This window comes from Aeromonas sp. R7-1 (genome assembly GCF_040908115.1).
Lineage (GTDB): Bacteria > Pseudomonadota > Gammaproteobacteria > Enterobacterales > Aeromonadaceae > Aeromonas > Aeromonas caviae.
Window position 1 is genome coordinate 135,945 of the sequence record NZ_JBFODD010000053.1, and the last position, 24,406, is coordinate 160,350.

General features: G+C 61.6%; 26 protein-coding genes. 24 read left to right on the top strand and 2 right to left on the bottom strand.

Annotated features, from left to right (window positions below; all coding sequences use genetic code 11):
• The first annotated feature begins 2 nt into the window (after positions 1-2).
• The 3 genes from secF (at position 3) to nlpI (ending at position 2,442) form a co-directional block, all read left to right on the top strand.
• On the top strand, positions 3-950 hold the full coding sequence (gene secF, locus AB5Y51_RS15490; RefSeq protein ID WP_039038736.1) for a protein translocase subunit SecF: 948 nt from the start codon (positions 3-5) through the stop codon (positions 948-950).
• A gap of 100 nt (positions 951-1,050) precedes the next feature.
• On the top strand, positions 1,051-1,419 hold the full coding sequence (locus AB5Y51_RS15495) for a rhodanese-like domain-containing protein (RefSeq protein WP_039038735.1): 369 nt from the start codon (positions 1,051-1,053) through the stop codon (positions 1,417-1,419).
• A 90-nt stretch (positions 1,420-1,509) separates the two neighbouring features.
• Positions 1,510-2,442 carry a lipoprotein NlpI gene (nlpI, locus tag AB5Y51_RS15500; RefSeq protein ID WP_280520777.1) on the top strand — a complete coding sequence of 311 codons (933 nt, stop codon included), beginning with the start codon at positions 1,510-1,512 and terminating at the stop codon, positions 2,440-2,442.
• Between the two features lie 75 nt (positions 2,443-2,517).
• Here nlpI and AB5Y51_RS15505 read toward each other — a convergent pair whose 3' ends face one another.
• Entirely contained in the window at positions 2,518-3,390 is an 873-nt protein-coding gene (locus AB5Y51_RS15505) for a U32 family peptidase (protein WP_368178706.1), read from the bottom strand.
• A gap of 12 nt (positions 3,391-3,402) precedes the next feature.
• Positions 3,403-4,398: a peptidase U32 family protein gene (locus tag AB5Y51_RS15510; RefSeq protein WP_128271750.1), complete on the bottom strand. Its 996-nt coding sequence runs from the start codon at positions 4,396-4,398 to the stop codon at positions 3,403-3,405.
• Between the two features lie 189 nt (positions 4,399-4,587).
• Here AB5Y51_RS15510 and AB5Y51_RS15515 point away from each other — a divergent pair, with 189 nt between their 5' ends.
• From AB5Y51_RS15515 to AB5Y51_RS15615, 21 genes are all read left to right on the top strand, one after another.
• Positions 4,588-5,100, top strand: a complete 513-nt coding sequence (locus AB5Y51_RS15515; protein WP_128342279.1) for an SCP2 domain-containing protein — start codon at positions 4,588-4,590, stop codon at positions 5,098-5,100.
• A gap of 190 nt (positions 5,101-5,290) precedes the next feature.
• A complete protein-coding gene (gene trmJ / locus AB5Y51_RS15520) occupies positions 5,291-6,025 on the top strand; it encodes a tRNA (cytosine(32)/uridine(32)-2'-O)-methyltransferase TrmJ (RefSeq protein WP_041215017.1) in 735 nt (244 codons plus the stop codon).
• A gap of 94 nt (positions 6,026-6,119) precedes the next feature.
• Positions 6,120-6,623, top strand: coding sequence for a Fe-S cluster assembly transcriptional regulator IscR (gene iscR, locus AB5Y51_RS15525; RefSeq protein WP_025327241.1), 504 nt, complete (start codon positions 6,120-6,122; stop codon positions 6,621-6,623).
• A 52-nt stretch (positions 6,624-6,675) separates the two neighbouring features.
• Entirely contained in the window at positions 6,676-7,890 is a 1,215-nt protein-coding gene (locus AB5Y51_RS15530) for an IscS subfamily cysteine desulfurase (protein ID WP_010675060.1), read from the top strand.
• A 54-nt stretch (positions 7,891-7,944) separates the two neighbouring features.
• Positions 7,945-8,328, top strand: a complete 384-nt coding sequence (gene iscU / locus AB5Y51_RS15535; RefSeq protein ID WP_010675059.1) for a Fe-S cluster assembly scaffold IscU — start codon at positions 7,945-7,947, stop codon at positions 8,326-8,328.
• A gap of 15 nt (positions 8,329-8,343) precedes the next feature.
• Positions 8,344-8,667 (top strand): iron-sulfur cluster assembly protein IscA, encoded by a 324-nt coding sequence (gene iscA / locus AB5Y51_RS15540; RefSeq protein ID WP_010675058.1) that lies wholly within the window; start codon positions 8,344-8,346, stop codon positions 8,665-8,667.
• Positions 8,668-8,857: 190 nt separating this feature from the next.
• Positions 8,858-9,376, top strand: coding sequence for a co-chaperone HscB (gene hscB / locus AB5Y51_RS15545; RefSeq protein ID WP_219603706.1), 519 nt, complete (start codon positions 8,858-8,860; stop codon positions 9,374-9,376).
• Positions 9,377-9,404: 28 nt separating this feature from the next.
• Positions 9,405-11,252 (top strand): Fe-S protein assembly chaperone HscA, encoded by a 1,848-nt coding sequence (hscA, locus tag AB5Y51_RS15550; RefSeq protein WP_368178707.1) that lies wholly within the window; start codon positions 9,405-9,407, stop codon positions 11,250-11,252.
• Between the two features lies 1 nt (position 11,253).
• On the top strand, positions 11,254-11,592 hold the full coding sequence (fdx, locus tag AB5Y51_RS15555; protein WP_005299781.1) for an ISC system 2Fe-2S type ferredoxin: 339 nt from the start codon (positions 11,254-11,256) through the stop codon (positions 11,590-11,592).
• A gap of 157 nt (positions 11,593-11,749) precedes the next feature.
• A complete protein-coding gene (gene pepB / locus AB5Y51_RS15560; RefSeq protein WP_368178708.1) occupies positions 11,750-13,051 on the top strand; it encodes an aminopeptidase PepB in 1,302 nt (433 codons plus the stop codon).
• On the top strand, positions 13,048-14,331 hold the full coding sequence (pepB, locus tag AB5Y51_RS15565) for an aminopeptidase PepB (RefSeq protein WP_041213015.1): 1,284 nt from the start codon (positions 13,048-13,050) through the stop codon (positions 14,329-14,331). The genes pepB (AB5Y51_RS15560) and pepB (AB5Y51_RS15565) overlap by 4 nt, the downstream gene beginning before the upstream one ends.
• A 277-nt stretch (positions 14,332-14,608) precedes the next feature.
• A complete protein-coding gene (ndk, locus tag AB5Y51_RS15570; protein WP_039038725.1) occupies positions 14,609-15,037 on the top strand; it encodes a nucleoside-diphosphate kinase in 429 nt (142 codons plus the stop codon).
• 167 nt (positions 15,038-15,204) lie between these two features.
• Positions 15,205-16,308: a bifunctional tRNA (adenosine(37)-C2)-methyltransferase TrmG/ribosomal RNA large subunit methyltransferase RlmN gene (locus AB5Y51_RS15575; RefSeq protein WP_039038724.1), complete on the top strand. Its 1,104-nt coding sequence runs from the start codon at positions 15,205-15,207 to the stop codon at positions 16,306-16,308.
• 11 nt (positions 16,309-16,319) lie between these two features.
• Positions 16,320-17,111 (top strand): PilW family type IVa pilus biogenesis/stability lipoprotein TapF, encoded by a 792-nt coding sequence (gene tapF / locus AB5Y51_RS15580; protein WP_080768047.1) that lies wholly within the window; start codon positions 16,320-16,322, stop codon positions 17,109-17,111.
• On the top strand, positions 17,101-18,021 hold the full coding sequence (locus tag AB5Y51_RS15585) for a RodZ domain-containing protein (RefSeq protein ID WP_039038722.1): 921 nt from the start codon (positions 17,101-17,103) through the stop codon (positions 18,019-18,021). The genes tapF and AB5Y51_RS15585 overlap by 11 nt, the downstream gene beginning before the upstream one ends.
• 10 nt (positions 18,022-18,031) lie before the next feature.
• Positions 18,032-19,162 (top strand): flavodoxin-dependent (E)-4-hydroxy-3-methylbut-2-enyl-diphosphate synthase, encoded by a 1,131-nt coding sequence (ispG, locus tag AB5Y51_RS15590; protein WP_010675049.1) that lies wholly within the window; start codon positions 18,032-18,034, stop codon positions 19,160-19,162.
• Positions 19,163-19,300: 138 nt separating this feature from the next.
• The gene (hisS, locus tag AB5Y51_RS15595) at positions 19,301-20,578 is read left to right on the top strand and encodes a histidine--tRNA ligase (RefSeq protein ID WP_039038721.1); all 1,278 of its coding nucleotides are present in this window, start codon (positions 19,301-19,303) and stop codon (positions 20,576-20,578) included.
• Positions 20,579-20,581: 3 nt separating this feature from the next.
• Positions 20,582-21,232 (top strand): tetratricopeptide repeat protein, encoded by a 651-nt coding sequence (locus AB5Y51_RS15600; RefSeq protein WP_202041366.1) that lies wholly within the window; start codon positions 20,582-20,584, stop codon positions 21,230-21,232.
• Positions 21,225-22,409, top strand: coding sequence for an outer membrane protein assembly factor BamB (gene bamB / locus AB5Y51_RS15605; protein ID WP_029314685.1), 1,185 nt, complete (start codon positions 21,225-21,227; stop codon positions 22,407-22,409). Before AB5Y51_RS15600 ends, bamB begins: the two co-directional genes overlap by 8 nt.
• 74 nt (positions 22,410-22,483) lie before the next feature.
• A complete protein-coding gene (gene der, locus AB5Y51_RS15610) occupies positions 22,484-23,980 on the top strand; it encodes a ribosome biogenesis GTPase Der (RefSeq protein ID WP_010675045.1) in 1,497 nt (498 codons plus the stop codon).
• A gap of 118 nt (positions 23,981-24,098) precedes the next feature.
• Positions 24,099-24,329 (top strand): zinc ribbon domain-containing protein, encoded by a 231-nt coding sequence (locus AB5Y51_RS15615; RefSeq protein ID WP_368178709.1) that lies wholly within the window; start codon positions 24,099-24,101, stop codon positions 24,327-24,329.
• Positions 24,330-24,406 lie beyond the last annotated feature (77 nt).

Below are 24,406 nucleotides of genomic sequence, written 5' to 3' on the forward strand. Positions count from 1 at the left end.
ACATGTTTCAAATTCTACATTTTGAAAAGCCCATCCCCTTCATGCGTTTCGCCAAGCTGGGTATGGTCCTCTCTGCTCTGGTGACGGTGCTCGCCCTCTACGTTCTGTACGATCGTGGCCTGAACTGGGGGCTGGACTTCACCGGCGGTACCACCATCGAGGTGGGGTTCCAGCAGTCGGTGAGCCTGGACAAGATGCACGAGGCGCTGGATCAGCAGAAGATTGACGGGGCGACCCTGCAGTTCTTCGGCTCCAGCCGTGATGTGCTGGTGCGCATGGCCCCGCAAGAGGGCGTCAAGGTCGAGCAGCAGGGCAACGAGGTCCTGGCGGCCGCCAAGTTGGTCGACGAGAGCGCCGTGCTCAAGCGTGTCGAGTTCGTCGGTCCCTCCGTGGGTGACGAGCTGGCCACCGACGGTGCCCTGGCCATGCTGGCCTCCATCCTCTGTATCCTGATCTACGTGGCGGTGCGCTTCGAGTGGCGTCTGGCCACGGGGGGCATCCTCTCCCTGGCTCACGACGTGATCATCACCCTCGGCATCTTCGCCTACTTCCAGTACGAGTTCGACCTGACCGTGCTGGCGGCGCTGATGACGCTGGTGGGGTACTCCCTGAACGACACCATCGTTGTGTTCGACCGGGTGCGGGAGAATTTCCGCAAGGTACGCCGTGGGGACACCGCGGAGATCATGGATCTCTCCATGACCGAGACCCTGAGCCGGACCATCATCACCTCGGGGTTGACCTTCGTGGTGGTGGTGGCGCTGCTGCTCAAGGGCGGACCTCTGATCCACGGTTTCTCCATCGCCATGGTGATCGGGGTGGCCTTCGGGACCTACTCCTCCATCTATGTGGCGAGCGCCTCAGCCATGTTCCTCGGGATCAAGCGGGAGCACATGCTGCCGACCCAGGTGGAAAAAGAGGGCGCGGATCAGCAAGAGATCCTGCCGTAACAGACAAGGGCGCCGCAAGGCGCCCTTTCTCTTGTGGCCGGGGTGAGTCATGATGCTCCCCACAACCCAGCATCCATTACCCAAAGCAAGGAGCAAGCCCATGCAACACAATCCCCGTTTTTTGGCCCTGGTAGAGGCCATCCGCCCGCAGGTGCAGGAAACCGATGTGCACCAGATCAAGCGCTGGCAGGATGAGGGCCGAGCATTTCATCTGATCGACGTGCGCGAAGAGAGCGAGTGGGCCAGGGGCCATCTGCCGGGGGCCACCTATCTCGGGCGCGGGGTGATAGAGCGTGACATCGAGACCCGGTATCCGGATCCCGACACCGAACTCTACCTCTATTGTGGTGGGGGATTTCGCTCCATCCTGGTGGCGGATAACCTGCAGAAGATGGGTTATTCCCGGGTCGTCAGCGTCGATGGAGGCTTTCGCGGCTGGAGCGATGCCGGATACCCTGTCGAATCCTGATTTATTTGAGGGAGAGGGGCTGCGCCACATGACAAACGGCCCCGTGATCTTTACCATATGCGGGGTCAAGCGTAAGCGTCGGAGTGTTCATTGAACGTCAGGATAGGGATTGGATACCTCACGGGTATCCTGTTGTTGCTCCCCTTGTGGGGTTGCAGCAGTAGCAGTCAGGTAAAAGCGCCTCAAGTTCCCAAGCCGCAACCCGCTTCACTGGTATTGGCGACCCCCTTGCAGGTCTCCTACCAGAGCGAGTTGGCGTTGGCGCGACTCGGGCAGATGCTCAGTGAAATGGAATTGACGACCGAACAGCGGGCAGAACTCTTCTATGAGCGTGCCGTGGTGTTTGACCGGGTGGGCTTGCGTTCCCTGGCGCGACTCGACTTCAACCGCGCCCTGCGGGAGAAGCCGGATTTTGCCGAGGCCTACAACTTCATCGGTGTCTATCTGGTTCAACAGCAGAACTACGACGAGGCCTATGAGGCGTTCGACTCCGCCCTGGAGCTCGCCCCGGATTACGACTACGCCTATCTCAACCGGGGAATCGCGCTCTATTACGGCAATCGCCCCGAGCTTGCCGCGGCGGATATGAAGCGCTTCTACGAGGCGCAACCGGAAGACCCTTATCGGGTGATCTGGCTCTATCTGGCCGAGCAGAAGCTCAACGGACCGGCGGCCATGAGCCGGATGCGCGAGCGGCTCAACAAGTATGACGACGACGCCTGGAACTGGGATCTGGTGCGCCTCTATACGGGCGACATCAATGCCACCCAGTTGATGAGCAACGTGGTGAAAGGGGTCAAGGACAACAGGGAGCTCGCCGAGCGCCTGTGCGAGACCTACTTCTACCTCGGCAAGTTCGAGCTGGCCAAGGGTAACCGCAAGGAAGCCATCAGCTACTTCAAGCTGGCGCTGGCCAACAACGTCTATGACTTCATCGAGCATCGCTATGCCTTGCTGGAGCTGGAACTGATGGCGCGCAAGCCCCAGCCACCCGGAGCCCAGGGCAAGAGCGGCAAAGCGTGACTAAACGGGTTTGAACCCCATGAAAAAGGCCTCTTGACGAGGCCTTTTTGCTGTCCGGTGACACGGGGTGTACCGCTACTCCACCAGGCTCATGCCGGGGATCTGGCGCCAGTAACCGTTGCAGTCCCGCTCCTGCTGCAGGGGCAGGGGGGCCATCCCCTGTTCGTTGGCCTTGAAGCGCTCCAGCATCGTCAGGGTCTCCATGCCTTCGGGCGAGAGGCGCACCACATCCACCAGGCCCTCCATCCCCTTGAGCTCGTTACCCAGGTTGTAGCAGTAACCGGACTGGGTCTGGATGCCGTTGAGGTTGAACACCTTCTGCCCCTCGCGACTGCTGGCAAGTCGCCCGGTGGGGTAGTCGATGCAGGCCAGTTCGCAGTTGTCCTTGGGCCGGTCGAGGGAGCGGGCGGTGAAGCAGCGTGCCGAGTAGGCGAGCGGCAGATGACCATAGGCGAACACCTCCACCTCGAACTGCTGGCGCTCCCTGCCCAGATCCTGATTGAGCTGCATCAGCCAGTCGCGGGAGAGCTCCACCGGCATCACCCAGCGCTGCATCCCCTGTTGAAGCAGCATGCGCAGCACGTCGGCGTTGTAGGCGTTGATGGCGGGGCCGCAGACGAACGGCAGCCCGGCTTCACTGGCGAGCTGGACCGCCCCCAGATCGTTGGCCTCGATCATCAGCTCGCCGTTGTCGACCAGCCGCTTTACCTCCTTGAGCTCGGAGGGGGCTGAGATCAGCGCCAGCGTGGAGAGTACCGCCTGCTTGCCGGAGCCCGCCACCTGACGGGCGAGGGCAATCCAGTCATCCACTTTCAGTTCGCGCCGCTTGCTGCAGACGGTTTCCCCCAGATAGACGATGTCGGCCTGGCTGGCGGCCGCCGCCTGATAGAAGGCCTGGGTGTCGGCCTTGGGCCAGTAGAAGAGCAGGGGGCCGAGAGAGAATTTCATGAACAGGGCTCCTTATTGCCACTGGCGATGATAGGCACCGAGGGTGGTCTGGCTCCCCTCGGAGACACGGGCGAGCTGGGCATCCCACTCAGCCTTGACCTGATAGGCCTCGGGGTTGGCCTGATAGGCGTCGATGGCGGCGCGCCAGACCCGTGTCACCTGCTCCACATAGGCGGGGCTGCGCTGGCGTCCCTCGATCTTGACTGACTGGATACCGGTCTGGAACAGCTCGGGCAGTAGGCCGAGGGTGTTGAGGCTGGTGGGCTCCTCCAGCGCGTGATAGGTCTGGCCATCCACCTCGAAGCGCCCCTTGCACAGGGTCGGGTAGCCGGCGTTTTCCCCCGGGCCGTAACGATCGATCAGCACCTCGTTGAGGCGGGATTCGAGGCCGCTCGGGGTCTCTTCCCAGCGCACGAACTTGGCCGGTGAACAGGCGCCGACGGTGTTGGGGCTCTCGCCGGTCATGTAGGAGGAGAGGTAGCAGCGCCCTTCCGCCATGATGCAGAGGCTGCCGAAGGCGAACACCTCGAGGCCGACGTCGGTCTCGCGGGCAAGCTGCTTCACCTGATGCATGGAGAGCACCCGCGGCAGCACCACCCGGCCGACGTTGAAGTGCTGTTGGTAGAAGCGGATGGCGGCGGCGTTGGTGGCGCTGGCCTGGACCGAGACATGCAGCTCCATGTCGGGATGGCGGCGGCTGGCATAATCGAGCACGGCGAGATCGGCGATGATCAGGGCATCGGCACCGAGCGCCACCCCTTTGTCCACGGCCTGCTTCCAACGGGCATCGGAGCCCGGGTGGGCAAAGGTATTGATGGCGATGTGCAGCTTGCGGCCATGCTGGTGCACGTAGTCAACCGCTCTTTCCAGCTTGCTGTCGGTGAAGTTGAGCCCGGCGAAGTGGCGGGCATTGGTGTCATCCTTGAAGCCGATGTAGACCGCATCGGCCCCGTTATCCACGGCTGTCTTCAGTGCCGGCAGGCTGCCTGCCGGGCAGAGTAATTCCATCGGGTACGCTCCGAGAGGGCAAAAATGCAAAAGTGGCCCGATTGTATGCATGCTTGCCCTCCCGCTTTTTGACCTGAGGCAGCTTTAGGTGGCTTTACCCTTCTTGAGGTAAGTGGGCACAAGTTTGATTTTCAACAGGATCTTGCCGAAGGGGCTGTGCTTGAATGCGCAAAAAACTGGGAGTTTATCGTGTTTCAACATCTGCAACGTCGCCTGGTTGAACAGGCACCCCGTCTCTTGCGCCACCCCCTCAAGCTGGTGCCCTTCCCGCTGCAACAAAACCTGATGGAGGCCCTGCTGGGCAGGGTATTCCGGGAGGCCATCGAAGAGGGGGAATTTGCGTTTCTTGCGGGCAAGTGGCTGAAAGTGGAAGTCAGCGATCTGGGGCTATGCTGGTTTATCAGCGAGCGGGAGGGCAAATTGGTGGTGGCAAGGAAGAGTGAGCACGCCGATGTCTGTTTCAGCGGCAATAGCCAGGATCTTGTTCTGATCGCCGGGCGCCGTGAAGACCCGGATTCCCTCTTTTTCCAGCGCCGGCTGAAGATAGAGGGGGATACCGAGCTGGGCCTGGAGGTGAAAAATCTGATGGACAGCCTGGATCTGGACGGGCTGGGATTGATGAAATTCCCCCTGATGGATCTGGCGACCTTTATCGAGCGGGCCCGCGAGACGCACGTGCCCACTGCCGCGACAATGAGCTGAGCCGTTTTCTTGCCCGAGTGCTGCGGAACAAGTGAACTTGAGCCGCAGTACCCCATTGTCAGCGTGACCACGCAGGGTGGGGATGTATCATCTGCCTGTTTGTGCAGAAATGCCTAGTCGGAAGCGGTGCCAAAATAGCGATTGGTTATGTTACAATTGCGCGCCATTTTTGACTGAAGATTGACTGGGCATGTTGGATCAGATTCGTATCGTGTTGGTAAACACCTCTCACACCGGCAACATGGGATCCGCGGCGCGGGCCATGAAGACCATGGGGCTGACTCAACTGGTGCTGGTCGATCCCCAGGCCCAGCCTGATGAGGAGGCCGTCGCCCTGGCGGCGGGGGCCAGCGATATCCTGGCTCGCGCTCGAATCGTGCCGACCCTGGACGAGGCCATTGCCGACTGTGGTCTGGTCATCGGCACCAGTGCCCGTTCCCGGACCTTGAGCTGGCCCATGCTGGATCCCCGTGAAGCGGGCGAGAAGCTGGTTGCCGAGGGCATGGAGCACCCGGTCGCGCTGGTGTTTGGCCGTGAACGCACCGGCCTCACCAATGACGAACTGCAAAAATGCCACTTCCATGTGGCCATTCCCGCCAATCCAGAATACAGCTCCCTCAATCTGGCCATGGCAGTGCAGACCCTTTGTTACGAGGTGCGGATGCGCTGGCTGGAAGTACAGAACCAGGAGCATTCGGCCCCGGAGGATGAGCGGGTCGAGTACCCCAGCGCCCAGCAACTGGAAGGGTTTTATCAGCATCTGGAGCAGACGTTGCAAAAGACGGGATTCATTGCCGATGACCACCCAGGCCATGTGATGAGCAAACTGCGTCGTCTGTTCAATCGGGCCAGACCCGAAGCGGTGGAGTTGAACATCCTGCGGGGCATTCTCACCTCTGTCCAGAAGTCCAGGGCACAGGATTAATCCCGACTGATTTACTCAAGCATATACTTGACTGATTTAGTCGGGTATGTGACCATATGCCACATATTGATTGGTTCGCAAGACGGTAAGGCATATGAGACTGACCTCAAAAGGACGTTACGCGGTGACAGCCATGCTCGACGTGGCGTTGCATGCAGAGCAGGGGCCCGTGCCCCTGGCTGATATTTCAGAGCGCCAGGGCATCTCCTTGTCCTATCTGGAACAACTGTTTGCTCGTCTGCGCAAACATGGTCTGGTGAGCAGCGTACGTGGCCCCGGTGGCGGCTATCGCCTCGGTCTGGCCCCTGGCGAGATTTCGGTCGGTCAGGTGATCACCGCGGTCGATGAATCGGTCGATGCGACCAAGTGCCTCGGCAAAGGGGGCTGCCACGGTGGTACCCAGTGCCTGACCCACTCCTTGTGGCGGGATCTGAGCGAACGCATCTCCAGTTTCCTGGGGGATATCACCCTGGCCGAGCTGGTTGGTCAGGCCGATGTGCGCCGTATCGCCGGCAAGCAAGATGAACAAATGAAGACCGTGTTGTCCCTGGTTGATCGGGCCGAACGCGGTGATGTGAGCTTGAAAGTCCAACTATAAACGTGCTTTCCACGACGAGTCGCTGTGTGACCCCGTCGTAACGGAGAAAAAGATGAAACTGCCTATTTACCTTGATTATTCGGCAACCTGTCCGGTGGACCCGCGTGTCGCAGAAAAAATGATGCAGTGCCTCACCATGGACGGCCTGTTCGGCAACCCAGCCTCCCGTTCCCACCGTTTCGGCTGGCAGGCCGAAGAGGCGGTGGATCTGGCCCGTAATCAAGTGGCAGAGCTGATCGGCGCGGATCCGCGCGAGATCGTCTTTACCTCCGGTGCGACCGAGTCAAACAACCTGGCCATCAAGGGCATCGCCCATTTCTACGCCGGCAAGGGCAAGCACATCGTCACCTCCAAGACCGAGCACAAAGCCGTGCTGGATACCTGCCGCCAACTGGAGCGTGAAGGCTATGAGGTGACCTACCTCGAGCCCATGCCCAACGGCCTGTTCACTCTTGAGCAGATCGAAGGCGCCCTGCGTGATGACACCATCCTGGTCAGCATCATGCACGCCAACAACGAGATCGGGGTGGTGCAAGACATCGCTGCCATCGGCGAGCTGTGCCGTTCCCGCAAGATCCTGCTGCACGTGGACGCCGTCCAGAGCGTGGGCAAGATCCCGGTCGACGTGGAAGCACTCAAGGTTGATCTGCTCTCCATGTCCGCCCACAAGGTATACGGCCCGAAAGGCATTGGCGCCCTGTATGTACGCCGCAAGCCCCGTGTGCGCCTGGAAGCCCAGATGCACGGCGGTGGTCACGAGCGCGGCATGCGCTCCGGCACCCTGGCAACCCACCAGATCGTCGGCATGGGTGAAGCCTTCCGCATCGCCAAGGAAGAGATGGCGAGCGAGAGCCAGCACATCATGGCCCTGCGCCAGCGTCTGTGGGATGGCATCAAGAACATCGAAGAAGTCTATATCAACGGGGATCTGGACCAGCGTGTACCGGGCAACCTGAACGTGAGCTTCGCCTATGTGGAAGGGGAATCCCTCATCATGGCACTGAAGGATCTGGCGGTCTCTTCCGGTTCTGCCTGTACTTCGGCCAGCCTGGAACCTTCCTACGTGCTGCGCGCCCTGGGTCTGAACGACGAGCTGGCACACAGCTCCATCCGTTTCAGCATCGGTCGCTTCACCACCGAAGAAGAGATCGACTACGCAATCAAGCTCATCTGCGACTCCATCGGTCGTCTGCGCGAGATGTCCCCCCTGTGGGAGATGTTCAAGGATGGCGTCGATCTGAACACGGTCGAATGGGCACATCACTGATCCTTGCCAGCATGGCAAGGATCTGGTGAACAACGGAATTAGCAGGAGTTAGATATGGCTTACAGTGAAAAAGTAATCGACCACTACGAGAATCCCCGCAACGTCGGTGGTTTTGACAAGAACGATCCCAGCGTCGCCACCGGTATGGTCGGTGCACCGGCCTGTGGTGACGTCATGAAGCTGCAACTGAAAATCAGCGACGATGGCATCATCGAAGATGCCAAGTTCAAGACCTACGGCTGTGGTTCCGCCATCGCCTCCAGCTCCCTGGTGACCGAGTGGGTCAAGGGCAAGACCCTGGACGAAGCGGCCGGTATCAAGAACACCGACATCGCCGAAGAGCTGGCGCTGCCGCCGGTGAAGATCCACTGCTCCATTCTGGCGGAGGATGCCATCAAGGCCGCCATCGCCGATTACAAGCAGAAGAAAGGTCTTTAAGGTCCGGAGAGCAGTATGGCCATAACCATGACAGATGCCGCAGCGGCGCGGGTTTCCTCCTTCATGATCAACCGGGGCAAGGGCATCGGCCTGCGCCTCGGCGTCAAGACGACCGGCTGTTCTGGCCTTGCCTATGTGCTCGAGTTCGTGGATGAGCTGGCTGCCGAGGATCAGGTATTCGAGCAGAAAGGCGTCAAGATCATTGTGGATGCCAAGAGCCTGATCCACCTGGATGGCACCGAGCTGGACTTCGTTAAGGAAGGCCTCAACGAGGGCTTCCAGTTCAACAACCCGAATGCCAAGGGCGAATGTGGTTGTGGCGAAAGCTTCAGCGTGTAAGTGGTTCGATTGACCGATCGCCCATGTTTACAACGCCTCGCAGCCCCAAGGGTGAGCCCTGTTGCGGCGAGTCTCTTGTGATCAACACCTTGCTCATCAACACAGTGGTGTGGACGCCAGTCCATGCCACTGCTCTCAAGTTCAAGACGAGTGTGGTTGCACTCCCAGCGCTATTGTCTGAGGACGAAGGATGAATCATTTCGAGCTGTTCGGGCTAGCTGAGGGCTTCGAGCTCGATACTCGCCAACTGGCTGACACCTATCGTCAGCTGCAGACCCAGTTCCATCCCGATCGTTTTGCGACTGCCCCCGAGCGGGAGCAGCTTGCTGCCGTGCAGCGTGCTGCCCAGATCAACGATGCGTTTACCACCCTCAAGGCCCCCTTGCGCCGAGCCGAGTACCTGCTCTTCTTGCGGGGCACCGATATTCGCGGCGAGCAGCAGACATTGCAAGATCCTGCCTTTCTGATGCAACAGCTGGAGTGGCGAGAGCGGCTGGCTGATCTCAAGGGCGACGCCGACCCTGAGGGGGCCATCAAGGATTTTCGCCAGGAGATCAGGCATGATCACCAGGCGTTGATGCAACGGCTGACCGACTCTCTCACCAGGGGTGAGGATCTGCAGGCGGCGGATTGCGTTCGCAAGCTCAAATTTGTCGACAAGCTTCTCGAGGAGCTGGAACGATTCGAAGACTCGCTGTTCGAGTCTTGACCCTCTAACGCAGGAATTGTGATTACCCATGGCATTACTGCAAATTGCCGAGCCAGGCCAGAGCGCCGCGCCTCACCAGCATAAACGTGCCGTCGGCATCGATCTTGGCACCACCAACTCCCTGGTCGCCGCCGTGCGCAGCGGCCAGGCCGACACCCTCTGTGACGAGCAGGGGCGTGATCTGCTGCCTTCCGTGGTCCATTACCAGGCCGATACCATCCGGGTTGGCTTCGATGCCAAGCGTGAGGCGGCCCTCGATCCCCACAACACCATCGTCTCGGTCAAGCGGATGATGGGCAAGGCGCTGGCCGACATCGATACCCGCCAGCAGCCTTACGAGTTCGTAGCTACCGAGACGGGTATGCCTCAGTTGCGGACCCGCCAGGGGCTGGTCAATCCGGTGCAGGTCTCGGCCGAGATCCTGAAAAAACTGGCCGACCGCGGTGCCGCGTCCCTCGGGGGAGACCTCGACGGCGTGGTCATCACGGTGCCCGCCTATTTTGACGATGCCCAGCGTCAGGGTACCAAGGACGCGGCCAGACTGGCCGGTCTGCATGTGCTGCGCCTGCTGAACGAGCCCACCGCGGCGGCCATCGCCTATGGCCTCGACTCCGGTCAGGAAGGGGTGATCGCCGTCTATGACCTGGGTGGCGGAACCTTCGATATCTCCATCCTGCGTCTGCATCGCGGGGTGTTTGAGGTGATGGCCACCGGTGGCGACTCGGCACTCGGTGGTGACGATTTTGACCATCTGCTGGCGGACTGGCTCAAAGAGCAAGCCGGGTTGTCCGGTCAGCTCGATGCCCGTACCCAGCGCGAGTTACTGGATGCGGCGGCCAGCATCAAGCACGGCCTCACCGATGCCGATGCCGTTACCTGCACCTTTGCCGGCTGGCAGGGTACCGTCACCCGCAGCCAGTTTGACGAGCTGATCCAGCCCCTGGTCAAACGCACCCTGCAGGCCTGTCGGCGCGCCCTGCGCGATGCGGGTCTCGAGCAGGAAGAGGTGCTGGAAGTGGTGATGGTCGGCGGCTCGACCCGGGTGCCGCTGGTGCGCGAGCGGGTGGGCGAGTTCTTCGGCCGCACCCCCTTGACCAGCATCGACCCTGACAAGGTGGTGGCCATCGGTGCCGCCATCCAGGCCGACATCCTGGTGGGCAACAAGCCCGATGCCGAGATGCTGCTGCTGGACGTCATCCCGCTTTCCTTAGGGTTAGAGACCATGGGCGGCCTCGCCGAGAAGGTGATCCCGCGTAATACCACCATTCCGGTGGCCCGCGCCCAGGAGTTCACCACCTTCAAGGATGGCCAGACCGCGATGGCCATCCACGTGGTGCAGGGGGAGCGCGAGCTGGTGGCGGATTGCCGCTCCCTGGCCCGCTTCACCCTGACCGGCATTCCGCCCATGGCGGCCGGCGCCGCCCACATTCGCGTCACCTTCCAGGTGGATGCGGACGGTCTGCTGTCGGTCAGCGCCATGGAGAAATCCTCCGGCGTGCAGGCCGAGATCCAGGTCAAGCCCTCCTACGGGCTGGGTGAGGATGACATCCTCAACATGCTGAGCGCCTCCATCGCCAATGCCCAGCAGGACATGGACGCCCGCATGCTGGCGGAGCAGCAGGTGGAGGCTGACCGGGTGGTCGAGAGCCTCAACGCCGCCCTGGCCGCCGATGGCGAGGCGTTGCTGAGCCCCGCCGAGCGGGCCGAGCTGGATGCCGCCATTGCCCATCTGCTGACCATGCGCAGCACGGGCACCACCAACCAGATCAAAGAGGCCATCGAGGCGGCGGACGCTGCCAGTGGCGAATTTGCAGCCCGCCGGATGGATGCCTCCATCCGCAAGGTGCTGACCGGACAAAACGTCAACAAGGTGTGATATGCCAAAACTGATTATTCTGCCCCATCCCGAGCTCTGTCCGGACGGCGCGGCCCTCGAAGGTGCGACCGGTGAAACCATTCTGGATATCGCGCTGCGCAACGGCATCGAGATCGAGCACGCTTGCGAGAAGTCCTGTGCTTGTACTACCTGCCACTGCGTGGTGCGGGAAGGGTTCGACTCCCTCGAGCCGAGCGACGAGCTGGAAGACGACATGCTGGACAAGGCGTGGGGGCTGGAGCCGGAATCCCGTCTCAGCTGCCAGGCCAGACTGGCGGACGAGGATCTGGTGGTGGAACTGCCCAAGTACACCCTGAATCTGGCGTCCGAGCGCCACTGATGACCCCTTAATTACACATGAGTGAATTGCGCGTGCAGCATCTCATGGTGCAGTAATGATATGGTGAAGGCCGTGACCCTTGAGGGAGCGGCCTTTTTTGTGCCCGTGATTTCCCTATTCGTTGATGAAAGTGCCAATAAAAAGGAAGCAAGAGAACATGGCTGACATGATGAACGTAAGGTTGTCGTCCCAGGCTGCCGCCGCCCAGTGGGGTGAGGGTGCCCTGCTCAGTTTCAACGGGGACGAGGCCCATCTCCATCTGGCCGCTGGCCAGGAGAAGGAGGCGCTGCGCGCCATCCAGCGCGGGGCCAGACGCCTCGAGTCGAGCGGCATCAAGCGCATCAAGCTGGTGGGCGAGGGGTGGAATGGGGAGCGTCGTTACGCCTTTGCCCAGGGCTTCTATGCCGCCAAGGGGGTTCGCGAGCTCGATTTTGGTGAACAGAGCGAGCAGGAAGCGGCCGAACTCGCCGCCTTGCTCAAGGCGACCCACTGGGTGCGCGAGGTGACCAACGGCTGCCCGGAAGCCATCTACCCCATGAGCCTGGCGGAGTCCGCTCTGCTGCTCATTCGCAGCCTCGGCGGTGACAAGGTGACCGCCCGCATCACCGCTGGCGAAGCCTTGCGTGAATCGGGTCATATCGGGATCTGGTCGGTGGGCCGTGGCAGCGAGCGCGAGCCGGTGCTGCTGGAGCTCGACTACAACCCGACCGGGGATGCCAACGCCCCTGTGGTCGCGGCGCTGGTGGGCAAGGGGATCACTTTTGATTCCGGCGGCTACTCCATGAAGTCCTCCGACAACATGCTGCCGATGAAATCCGACATGGGCGGCGCCGCCATGGTGACCGGCGCCCTGGCGCTGGCCATCAGCCGTGGCCTGAACAAGCGGGTCAAGCTCATCCTCTGCTGCGCCGAGAACCTGGTCTCCGGCCATGCCTTCAAGCTCGGCGACATACTCACCTATCGCAACGGCATCTCGGTCGAGATCCAGAACACCGATGCGGAAGGTCGCCTGGTGTTGGCAGACGGCCTGCTGGCTGCGAGCGAAAGCGGGGCTGCCTACATCCTCGACGCTGCCACCCTGACCGGCGCCGCCAAGACCGCGCTGGGCCGCGACTACAATGCCGTGTTTGCCCTCGATGAGGCGGAGCAGGTGCGCGCGCTGGCTGCCGCCAACGCCGAAAACGAGAAGGCCTGGCCGCTGCCGCTCGAACCCTGGCACGCAGGCCAGCTCACCTCGGCCTTTGCCGAGCTGGGCAACGTGGCGTCCGCCGAAGGCACTGCCGGTGCCACCACCGCAGCGGCTTTCCTGTCGTGCTTTGTCCGTGACGAAGGCAAGGGCTGGGTGCACCTGGATCTGGCCGCTTCCTATCAGAAGTCGGGCAATGAGCTCTGGGCGACCGGTGCCAAGGGCCATGGTCTTCGCACGATTGCCCGCTGGTTGCAGGAGGTGTGCGCATGAACGTCTGGTTGAGCCGAGAGTTTGCACCGGCCGAGTGGGGGGAGGGGGCACTGCTCTCCCACCGTGCCGACGGCATGGTGATCCATCTGGTGAGCGCCACTCCCTTGCTGGATATCCAGCAGGCGGCGCGGCGCCTGTGCAGCCAGGGGATCCAGCAGGTGGTCCTGGCTGGCCACTGGGAGCGGGAGCAGCAGTGGGCCTTTGCCCAGGGGCTGCAGACGCCCAAGGCGGAAGTGGGGTTGCAGTGGGCCACTTCGTCCGAGGAGGACAGGGAGGAGCTGGAGGCGCGCTGGCTGTGCGGGCGTTGGGTGCGGGAGATGACCAACGCCACCCCGGAGCAGCTGGGGCCGCTGGAGTTGGCGGTCGAAGCCGCTGCCTTCCTCACCGAGCTGGCACCGGACCGGATCAGCCATCGCATCCTCAAGGGAGAGGCGCTGCAACAGGCGGGCTGGGTCGGTCTCTATCAAGTGGGTCGTGGCAGTGACCGCGAGCCCGTGATGCTGGAGCTGGATTTCAATCCGGGCAAGGATCCCAAGGCGCCGGTAGCTGCCGCCCTGGTGGGCAAGGGGATCACCTTCGATTCCGGCGGCTACTCCATGAAGACCTCCCAGGGCATGCTGACCATGAAACACGACATGGGCGGTGCCGCCATCGTCACCGGCGCGCTGGCGCTGGCCATTCTGCGTGGCCTCGACAAGCGGGTGAAGCTCATCCTCTGCTGCGCCGAGAACCTGGTATCCGGCCATGCCTACAAGCTGGGTGACATCCTCACCTACAAGAACGGCACCACGGTGGAGGTGGTCAATACCGACGCCGAAGGGCGTCTGATCCTGGCCGACGGCTTGCAACTGGCCGGCGAGTCTGGTGCGCCGCTCATCATCGACGCCGCCACCCTCACCGGGGCGGCCGTGATGGCGCTGGGAGGGCGTTACAACGCCCTGTTTGGCCTCGACAAGGGGCTGGTGAGCCGCGCCATGGCCTATTCGGATGCGGAACAGGAGCCAGCATGGCCGCTGCCGCTGGAGCCCTGGCATCGCCAGCAGTGCCCGTCCCACTATGCCGACACCGCCAACAGCCGCCCCGTGCCGGGCGGCGGACCGGGGGGCGCCTCCAACGCGGCGGGCTTCCTCTCCCGCTTTGTCCCTGATGAGGGAAGAGGGTGGCTGCATGTCGATCTCGCCGCCTGCTTCAGCGAAAACGGCGATAGTCTGTGGGCGCCCGGGGCCAATACCCTGGGGATGCGCACCATCGCCCATACCCTGCTGGCGGAGACGCGCTGAGTCAGTGAGCGGCATCACAAGGGCACCTCAGGGTGCCCTTTCCAGTGCTGCTTTGCTGAGCAATTGATACGGTTTTGAGGCATTAGCATGCCGATCGTGCGCAAGCGCACATTTTTTCTCTCTGCCCTGGCACAAGATGAGTCACCATGTTGTTTCAAGGATTCTTTTGTTTAACAAAAAGTTGATTTTTTGTGTGTTATTTCGTTTTTTGTTTACGTATAATCGCCGCCGAACATGGATTCCTACAATAAAACTCTGTAGTTAAGGAAAGAACTCAATGGCTATCGAACGTACCTTCTCCATCGTCAAGCCGGATGCGGTCAGCAAGAACCTGATTGGTGCCATTTACAGCCGCTTCGAAAGCGCCGGCCTGAAAGTGGTTGCCGCCAAGATGCTGCACCTGACCAGCGAACAGGCCGCCGGTTTCTACGCCGAGCACCAGGGCAAGCCGTTTTATGATGCTCTGGTCGGTTTCATGACCTCTGGCCCCGTCATGGTACAGGTGCTGGAAGGTGAAGACGCCATCCGCCGTCACCGTGAAATCATGGGCGCCACCAACCCGAAAGAGGCTCTGGCCGGCACCCTGCGCGCCTGCTACGCCGAGAGCATCGATCGCAACGCCGTCCACGGCTCCGATGCCCCGGCCTCTGCCGCCCGTGAAATCGCCTACTTCTTCTCCGACGACGAGATCTGCCCGCGCGGCTAATGTTGTCTGCTGGTGACCAAGGGAGCTTCGGCTCCCTTTTGTTTTTTGGTCATCCTGCCAATATCCACTTATTCTCCAGGTGGAAAGCCAGACCCATTATTTGTACAATGCCGCCCCCTGACGTAGGTCAGCCGATAATTTATGAAGTGTGTGAGCTGAGGCCCCTGATGAGCGAAACAAAAACCAACCTGCTGGATCTCGACCGGGATGCCATGCGTGCCTTCTTCGTCGAGTTGGGCGAGAAGCCGTTCCGGGCAGACCAGATAATGAAGTGGATCTATCACTTCGGTTGTGATGATTTCGATCAGATGAGCAACGTCAACAAGGCGCTGCGCGAGCGGCTCAAGGCCATTGCCGAGATCCGTGCCCCCGAGATCAGCCGTGAACAGCGCTCCGCCGATGGCACCATCAAATGGGCGCTGCAGGTGGGCGATCAGGAGGTGGAGACCGTCTACATTCCGGAAGCGGACCGCGCTACCCTGTGCGTCTCCTCTCAGGTGGGCTGCGCCCTGGCGTGCACCTTCTGCTCCACCGCCCAGCAAGGCTTCAACCGCAACCTGAAAGTCTCCGAGATCATCGGCCAGGTGTGGCGTGCCGCCAAAGTGGTGGGCGGCAAGCGCCCCATCACCAACGTGGTGATGATGGGCATGGGTGAGCCGCTGCTCAACCTCGCCAACGTGGTACCCGCCATGAAGCTGATGATGGATGACTTCGGCTTCAGCATCTCCAAGCGCCGCGTCACTCTCTCCACCTCCGGTGTGGTGCCGGCGCTGGATATGCTGGGGGACCAGATCGACGTTGCCCTGGCCATCTCCCTGCATGCGCCGAACGATGCGCTTCGCTCCGAGATCATGCCGATCAACGACAAGTACAACATCGAGTCCTTCCTTGCCGGGGTACGCCGCTATCTGGCCAAGTCCAACGCCAACGGCGGCCGGGTGACCGTGGAGTATGTGCTGCTCGATCACATCAACGACGACATGCAGCATGCCCATGAGCTGGCCAAGGTCCTCAAGGAAACCCCTTGCAAGATCAACCTGATCCCGTTCAACCCCTTCCCGGGCAACCCGTTTGGCAAGCCGAGCAACAGCCGTATCGACCGTTTCTCCAAGGTGTTGATGGAATACGGCCTGACCGTCATCGTGCGCAAGACCCGTGGTGACGACATCGACGCCGCCTGTGGGCAGCTGGTGGGGGAGGTGATCGACCGCACCAAGCGCACCATGAAAAATCGGATGCAACAGGATGGGATTTCCGTCAAAATGGTTTAACTCCTAAGCCATTGTATAGACAGGAAATGGATATCCGTACATTGATCGTAGTGGCAGCGCTCTGTGCGCTGCCAGGCTGTGTCACAGAGACCACTTACGCTGGCCAGAATTCGACCCAGCGTGAAGTGGGTCCCGACCTCAAGGCTGCCGCCCAGACTCGTCTCGATCTGGGTATCCAGTATCTGCGCCAGGGCAATGCCGAGCAGGCCAAATTCAACCTCGACCGCGCCCTTCAGTACGATCCCAACAATCCTCAGGTCTACATCGGTTTTGCCTATTTCTATCAGCAGGTGTCGGATTTCAAGGCCGCCGAGGCGAGCTACAAGAAAGCGCTGGCCATGGATCCGTCCAATGCTGACGCGATGAACAACTATGGCGCCTTCCTCTGCAACCGTGGCCGCTTCGACGAAGCGGAAAAGGCGTTCTTGCAGGCCGTCAGCCAGCCCGATTACGTGAAGATCGCCGATACCTACGAGAATGCGGCGCTCTGCTCGATGCAAAATCACAGAAATGACAAGGCCGGCGAGTATTATCGTCTGGCCTTGGGGTATAATCCCCGCAATCCTAGGTTATTGCTGGACATGGCCGAGCTTTCCATGAAAGATGGCAAGCTTCCTGATGTCCAGTCTTACCTCGCGCGCTTTGCCGACGTGGCAGAGGAGAACGAGGAGAGCCTCTGGCTCCGGCTGCGGCTGGCCCAGGCCATGGACAAACCGGCATTACTTCACCAATTCGGGACTGAGCTGGTAAGGCAATATCCCACTTCGCAACAAGCCAAGCGTTACTTAGCCAATGACTACTGAACAGCCACACGATTTCCAAGACGACTCCCAGGCAGCGGGCCCAGGCCAGCTGCTGCGCAACGCCCGTGAACAGCTCGGCTGGACCCGGGAACAGGTTGCGTCCCGCATTCACCTTCGTCTGACCCTGATCGCCGCCATCGAAGCGGATACCTATGACAAGCACACGTCCCATACCTTCATTCGTGGCTATCTGCGGGCCTATGCCAAGCTCGTGGGCATTCCCGAGGAGACCATCCTCGCCGCCTACGAGAAGCTGGGACTGACTCCCCCCGACAACATCGACATGCAGAGCTTCTCCCGTCGCTCCCGCCAGCAGGCCAATGACAGCCGGCTCAAGGTGGTGACCTGGCTTGTGATCCTGGTGCTGATCGGGCTCTCCGTCGCCTGGTGGTGGCAGAGCACGGCGCGCCGCTCCGCCGGTGACGACGCCCTGGCGGCGACCGAGATGAGCGCGACCGTCAATACGCCGGAAGCGAATGTTGCCCCCGCCGTGGAGGTCGCCGAGCCCGTGCTGCCCGCAGCGTCCGATGCCGTGTCCACCCAGGTTGTGGTGAGCGGTGCCACCGCGACCCTGCCTGTGGTCGCTACGGATGCCAGCGCAGCCGTCCCGACGAACGTTTCCGGTGCGGTCTCGACTGCCGAGAGCACGACCACCGAGCCCGCCAAGGCGCCCCAGCTCAAGATGAGCTTCACCGCCGATTGCTGGCTGGACGTCAAGGATGCCAACGGCAAGACCCTGTTCAGCGGTCTGAAGAAGGCGAACGACGAACTGGTACTGGAAGGACCCGAGCCACTCAGATTCATCATTGGCGCGCCCATGGCGGTCAATCTCGAATATCAGGGCAAGTCCTTCGACATGAGCCGTTACAACAACGGCCGGACTGCCCGCTTCTCACTGCCGCAGGAGTAATCAGTCCGCCATGTCTGTTCACGAAAAGCCCGCACACGAATCACCCATCGTTCGTCGCAAATCCAGACAGATCATGGTCGGCAACGTGCCGGTTGGGGGCGATGCCCCCATCACGGTACAGACCATGACCAACACCAAGACCACTGACGTGGCCGCTACCGTCGAGCAGATCCAGCGGATCGAGCGGGTCGGCGCCGACATCGTCCGGGTCTCCGTCCCCACCATGGAGGCGGCGGAAGCGTTCAAGCTCATCAAGCAGCAGACCCGCATCCCCATCGTGGCCGACATCCACTTCGACTACCGCATCGCCCTCAAAGTGGCCGAGTACGGGGCCGACTGCCTGCGCATCAACCCGGGCAACATCGGCAACGAGGAGCGGGTGCGTGCGGTGGTGGATTGCGCCCGTCACTACAACATCCCCATCCGCATCGGCGTCAACGGCGGTTCCCTTGAGCGTGATCTCCAGGAGAAATACGGCGAGCCGACCCCGGAGGCGCTGCTGGAGTCCGCCATGCGCCACGTGGATTACCTGGATCGCCTCGACTTCCAGAACTTCAAGGTGAGCGTCAAGGCGTCCGATGTCTTCCTGGCGGTCGGTGCCTATCGCCTGCTGGCCAAGCAGATCGATCAACCCCTGCATCTGGGCATCACGGAAGCGGGCGGTTTTCGCGCCGGCGCGGTCAAGTCCGCCATCGGCCTTGGCATGTTGCTGAGCGAAGGGATTGGCGACACCCTGCGCATCTCCCTGGCCGCCGATCCGGTGGAAGAGGTGAAGGTGGGCTTCGACATCCTCAAATCCCTGCGCATCCGTTCCCGCGGCATCAACTTCATCGCCTGTCCCTCCTGCTCCCGTCAGGAGTTCGACGTCATCGGCACGGTCAATGCCCTGGAAGAGCGGCTCGAAGACATCATCACCCCGATGGATGTCTCCATCATCGGCTGTGTGGTGAACGGTCCGGGGGAGGCGCTGGTCTCCGATCTCGGCCTTGCGGGCGCCGCCAACAAGAGTGCCTTCTACGAGGGGGGTCAGCGGGTCGACCGGCTCGACAACAAGGATTTGATCCCGACCCTGGAGCGTCGCATCCGTGCCCGGGCTGCCATGCTGGATCCGGCCAACCAGATCCAGGTGGACAAAGGTTGAACCATGACGGGGCCACCTGGGGTGGCCCCGGCTTTAGGTTGTTGATTTTACATCCCGCATCCGGGCACCCGATTTTACCTCGGGGTCGAAAATCCCTATAATGCGGCCAAATTTTACCTCTTTTTCTCGAGTATCAACGTGGCAAAACAGATCCAAGCTATTCGCGGTATGAATGATTGCCTGCCGGAGCAGAGCCCGGTATGGCAGAAAGTAGAACAGATCCTGCGCCAGGTCGTTGCCAGCTATGGCTACAGCGAAGTGCGCATGCCCATCGTCGAGCAGACCCATCTGTTCAAGCGCGCCATCGGTGAAGTGACCGACGTGGTCGAAAAAGAGATGTACACCTTTGAAGACCGCAACGGCGACAGCCTGAGCCTGCGTCCGGAAGGGACCGCCAGTTGCGTGCGTGCCGGCATCGAGCACGGTCTGCTTTACAACCAGGAACGCCGGATGTGGTACATGGGCCCCATGTTCCGCCACGAGCGTCCCCAGAAAGGTCGCTATCGCCAGTTCCACCAGTTCGGGGTCGAGCTGTTCGGCATCAACGGGCCGGACATCGATGCCGAGCTCATCATGCTGACCCACCGCCTGTGGCGTCTGTTCGGCATCAGCGATCACGTCACCCTGCAGCTCAACACCCTCGGCCAGAGCAGCGAACGTGCCGCCTATCGCGATGCGCTGGTGGCCTATCTGGAACAGTACAAGAGCGAGCTGGACGAAGAGAGCCAGCGCCGCATGTACAGCAACCCCCTGCGGGTGCTCGACTCCAAGGACGAGAAAGTGCAGGCCATCCTGGCAGGTGCCCCCCGTCTGTTCGACCACCTGGGCGAAGAGAGCCTGGCTCACTTTGAAGGGCTCAAGCGCCTGCTCACGGCGGCCGGCATCCAGTTCGAGGTGAACGAGCGTCTGGTGCGCGGCCTCGACTACTACAACCTGACCGTGTTCGAGTGGGTGACCAACAGCCTGGGGGCCCAGGGCACCGTCTGTGCCGGTGGTCGCTACGACGGCCTGGTGGAGCAGCTCGGTGGCCAGCCGACGCCAGCGGTCGGGTTTGCCATGGGCATGGAGCGTCTGGTGCTGATGCTTGAAACCCTCGAACTCAATGCTGACATCCGCCCGGCGGTGGATGTCTATCTCTGCATGGTGGGTGAGGGGACCGAGCAGGCTGGTTTTGCCCTGGCAGAGCGCCTGCGCGATGCCCTGCCGGACTTGCGCCTCATGAGCCACTGCGGCGGCGGCAACTTCAAGAAACAACTCAAGCGTGCCGACAAGAGCGGCGCGGCCATTGCCCTGATCCTTGGGGAGACCGAGGTGCAAAGCGGGGAGATCACCATCAAATATCTGCGTGGCCAGGCCGAGCAACAGACCGTCTCGGTCGATGCCGCCATCGCCCTGCTGGCAGCGAAAGGAGAGTAAGCTGTGGAAGTGTATACCACTGAAGAACAACAGGTTGAGGTCATCAAGAGCTGGTGGAAAGAGAACGGTACCTCGGTGATCGCCGGGACCGTGATCGGTCTGGTCGGCCTCTTTGGCTGGCGCTACTACAACGAGATGCAGCAGAACAACCAGGAAGCCGCCTCCCAGGCTTACAACGAGATGACCGCCCAGCTCGCCAAGGGGGACGACGCCGCCCTGGAGCTGGCAAAGAGCTTCATTACCGCCCACAAGGGTGACGCCTATGCCGAGCTGGCCGCTCTGCAACTGGCTGCGGCCGCCGTCAAGGCGGGCAAGCTGGATCTGGCTGCCGAGCAGCTGACCCAGGTGGCCGCCAGTGGCGACGACAGCATCAAGCCTATCGCCGCCCTGCGTCTGGCCCGGGTCCTGAGCGATCAGGGCAAGGCAGACGAGGCCCTGGCCCAGCTTGGCAAGATCAACAACGACGCCTTCAAGGCCCAGGTGGCGGAAGTGCGCGGCGACATCCTGCAAAAGCAGGGCAAGGCCGAAGAAGCGCGCGATGCCTATCAGGCGGCGGCGGATGCCGGCGGCCTGCAGAGCAGCGCCGAACTCAAGCTGAAAATGGATGATCTGGCGCTGCCAGCCGTCACTGCGGGCGAGGCTCCGGATGCGTAATCTGTACAAGCGAATGGCGCTGGGGGTGGCTGTCTCCTTCGCCTTGCAGGGCTGCTCCCTGTTCAGTTCGGAAGAAGATCTCAACCCCATGGCGCCCCTGCCCAAGGTCGAGTCCGCGTTCACTGCCGATACCGCCTGGTCCTCCTCGGTCGGGGATGGCATCGGCGACTTCTACTCCCAGCTCAAGCCGGTGGTGGAAGAGGACCGCATCTATGCAGCGGCCCGCGATGGCGATGTGACCGCCTTCGAGCGCGAGAGCGGCAAGGAGCTGTGGAGCGTGGATCTGGCGGATCTGCCCATCAACGCCGACAAGCGCAGTGCCCGTCTCTCCGGTGGTCTGGTCTCCCGCTACGGCAAGCTGTTCCTCGGGTCCGAAAACGGGGTGGTCTACGCCCTGAACGAGGCCAACGGCGAAGTGCTGTGGCAGACCACGGTGCCGGGTGAAGTGGTGGCGAGCCCCGCCGTCGAGGATGGCCGCGTGGTGGTGCTGACCACCTCCGGTCGTCTGGTGGCGCTCGATACCGACGAGGGCAAGCTGCAGTGGACCCTGTCCGAAGAGCAGCCGCCCCTGACCCTGCGCAGTGCCGGCGCCCCCATCATCACCAACGGTGCCGTCATCTATGGTCGCGCCGATGGCAAGGTGGGCATCGCTCTGCTGAGCAACGGCCAGCCGGTGCGTCAATCCAAGGTGGCTGACCCGCGCGGCGCCACCGAACTGGATCGGATGGTGGACGTCGATGCCAGCCCGCTGATTGCCGGTGATGAGCTCTACGCCATCGCCTACAACGGCCAGTTGATGGCGCGCAAGCTGATGAGCGGCGACGAAGTGTGGAAGCGCAAGTATTCCGGTTATCGCGATATGGCGGTGACCGGCAATGCCATCGTGCTGACCGACAGCCGCAGCCATCTGTTTGCGGTCGATCGTCGCAACGGTCTCGAGCTGTGGTCCAACACCCAGCTGGAAAACCGCACTGTGACCGCCCCCGTCATCCTGGGTGACTATGTGGTGGTCGGCGATGTGGAAGGTTACCTGTATTGGCTGGACCGTACCGACGGGACCATCAAGGCCATGCAGCAGCTCGACAGCAGTGGTCTCTATGCCGCTCCGCTGGTGGAGGGTGACACCCTGTATGTGCAGAGCCGTGACGGCAAGTTGTACGCCCTCAAGCGTCCTTGATCGTCCGATAATGTGAATATCCGGCTCCTGGTCTTCGGACCCGGAGCCTTTGTCGTCTTGAGAATGAGGCTTTTATGACTCCTGTAGTTGCCCTGGTGGGCCGCCCCAACGTGGGGAAATCCACCCTGTTTAACCGCCTGACCCGTACCCGGGATGCCCTGGTTGCCGACTTCCCCGGCCTGACCCGGGACCGCAAATATGGCCAGGCGAAGCTGGGCGAGCTGGAATTTATCGTGGTCGATACCGGCGGTATCGATGGCACCGAGGAGGGGATCGAGCTGAAGATGGCCGAGCAGTCCCTGCTGGCCATCGAAGAGGCCGATGTGGTGCTCTTCATGGTGGATGCGCGCGCCGGTCTCACCGCGGCGGATCAGGCCATCGCCGAGCACCTGCGCAAGACCCACAAGAAGGTGTTTCTGGTGGCCAACAAGACCGACGGCATCGACGGTGACTCCGCGGTGTCCGAGTTCTACGGTCTGGCCCTGGGCGAGGTCTACCAGATGGCGGCCGCCCACGGCCGTGGCGTACTGAGCCTGCTGGAGCTGGCCTTGGCCCCCCACCTCGAGACTCTGGTCGGCTCTGCCACCGAGGCACAAGAGGAAGAGGAGCTGGAGGAGTTCGACGAAGAGGCCCTGCTGCGCATGGTGGCTGCCGGTGAGCTCGACACCCGGGAAGACACCAAGGAGACGCCGTTCGCCGACCTGCCCATCAAGTTCGCCATCGTCGGTCGTCCCAACGTTGGCAAATCCACCCTGACCAACCGCATGCTGGGTGAAGATCGGGTCATCGTCTACGACATGCCGGGTACCACCCGCGACTCCGTCTACATCCCCATGGAGCGCGACGATCAGAAATACGTGGTCATCGACACCGCCGGCGTGCGTCGCCGTGGCAAGGTGCACGAGACGGTGGAGAAGTTCTCCGTCATCAAGACGCTCAAGGCGATTGAAGATGCCAACGTCTGCCTGCTGGTCATTGACGCCCGGGAGACCATCACCGATCAGGACTTGAGCATCCTCGGCTTCGTGCTCAACAGCGGCCGCTCCGTGGTACTGGTGGTCAACAAGTGGGACGGTCTGGATCAGAAGGTGAAAGAGGACGTCAAGAACGAGCTGGACAGACGTCTGGGCTTCATCGACTTCGCCCGGGTGCACTTCATCTCCGCCCTGCACGGCAGTGGCGTCGGTCACCTGTTCGAATCCATCAACGAGGCTTACGAGTCCGCGACCCGCCGCACCAGCACCGCCATGCTGACCCGCATCATGCAGATGGCCCAGGAAGATCACCAGCCGCCCATGGTGAACGGTCGCCGGGTCAAGCTGAAGTATGCCCACGCCGGTGGTTACAACCCGCCGCGCATCGTGATCCACGGCAACCAGCTCAACGACCTGCCGGACTCCTACAAGCGCTACCTCATCAACTACTTCCGCAAGTCGTTGAAGATCATGGGGACGCCGATCCGGGTGGAGTTCCAGGAGTCGGTCAACCCGTTCGAGGGCAAGAAGAACACCCTGACCCTGAGCCAGGAGCGCCAGCGCAAGCGCCTGCTCAAGGCCAAAGCGAAGAAATAAAGCCCTGCGGCTGCCCTTACCGGCAGCCGTTTTTCTTGGTGGCCCTCCTCAGGGCAGACAAACCGGGGGAGGGGCTGCGGGTAATGCCGGTGCACAGTGACGTAAAGAGGAGAAGAGAATGAACACGCTGACCTGCCCTGCCTGTCAGGGCGAACTGGACAGCCGCAGCCGCGAGACGACGTGTGGCCAGTGTCAGGCCCGTTATCGCATCCGGGCCCTGTGTCCTGCCTGCGGGCAGGAGCTGGAGCGGCTTCGGGCTTGCGGCGCGGTGGATTATTTTTGCAACCACTGCAACACCCTGGTCTCCAAACGCACCGTTCTGTTTGAGGTGCAGCCTGACAAGGCATAAAAAAACCCGGCTGATGCCGGGTTTATACTGTGTGCTCCGCTATCAGCAGCGTGAAGGAGCGGTTTCTGTGCCAGATC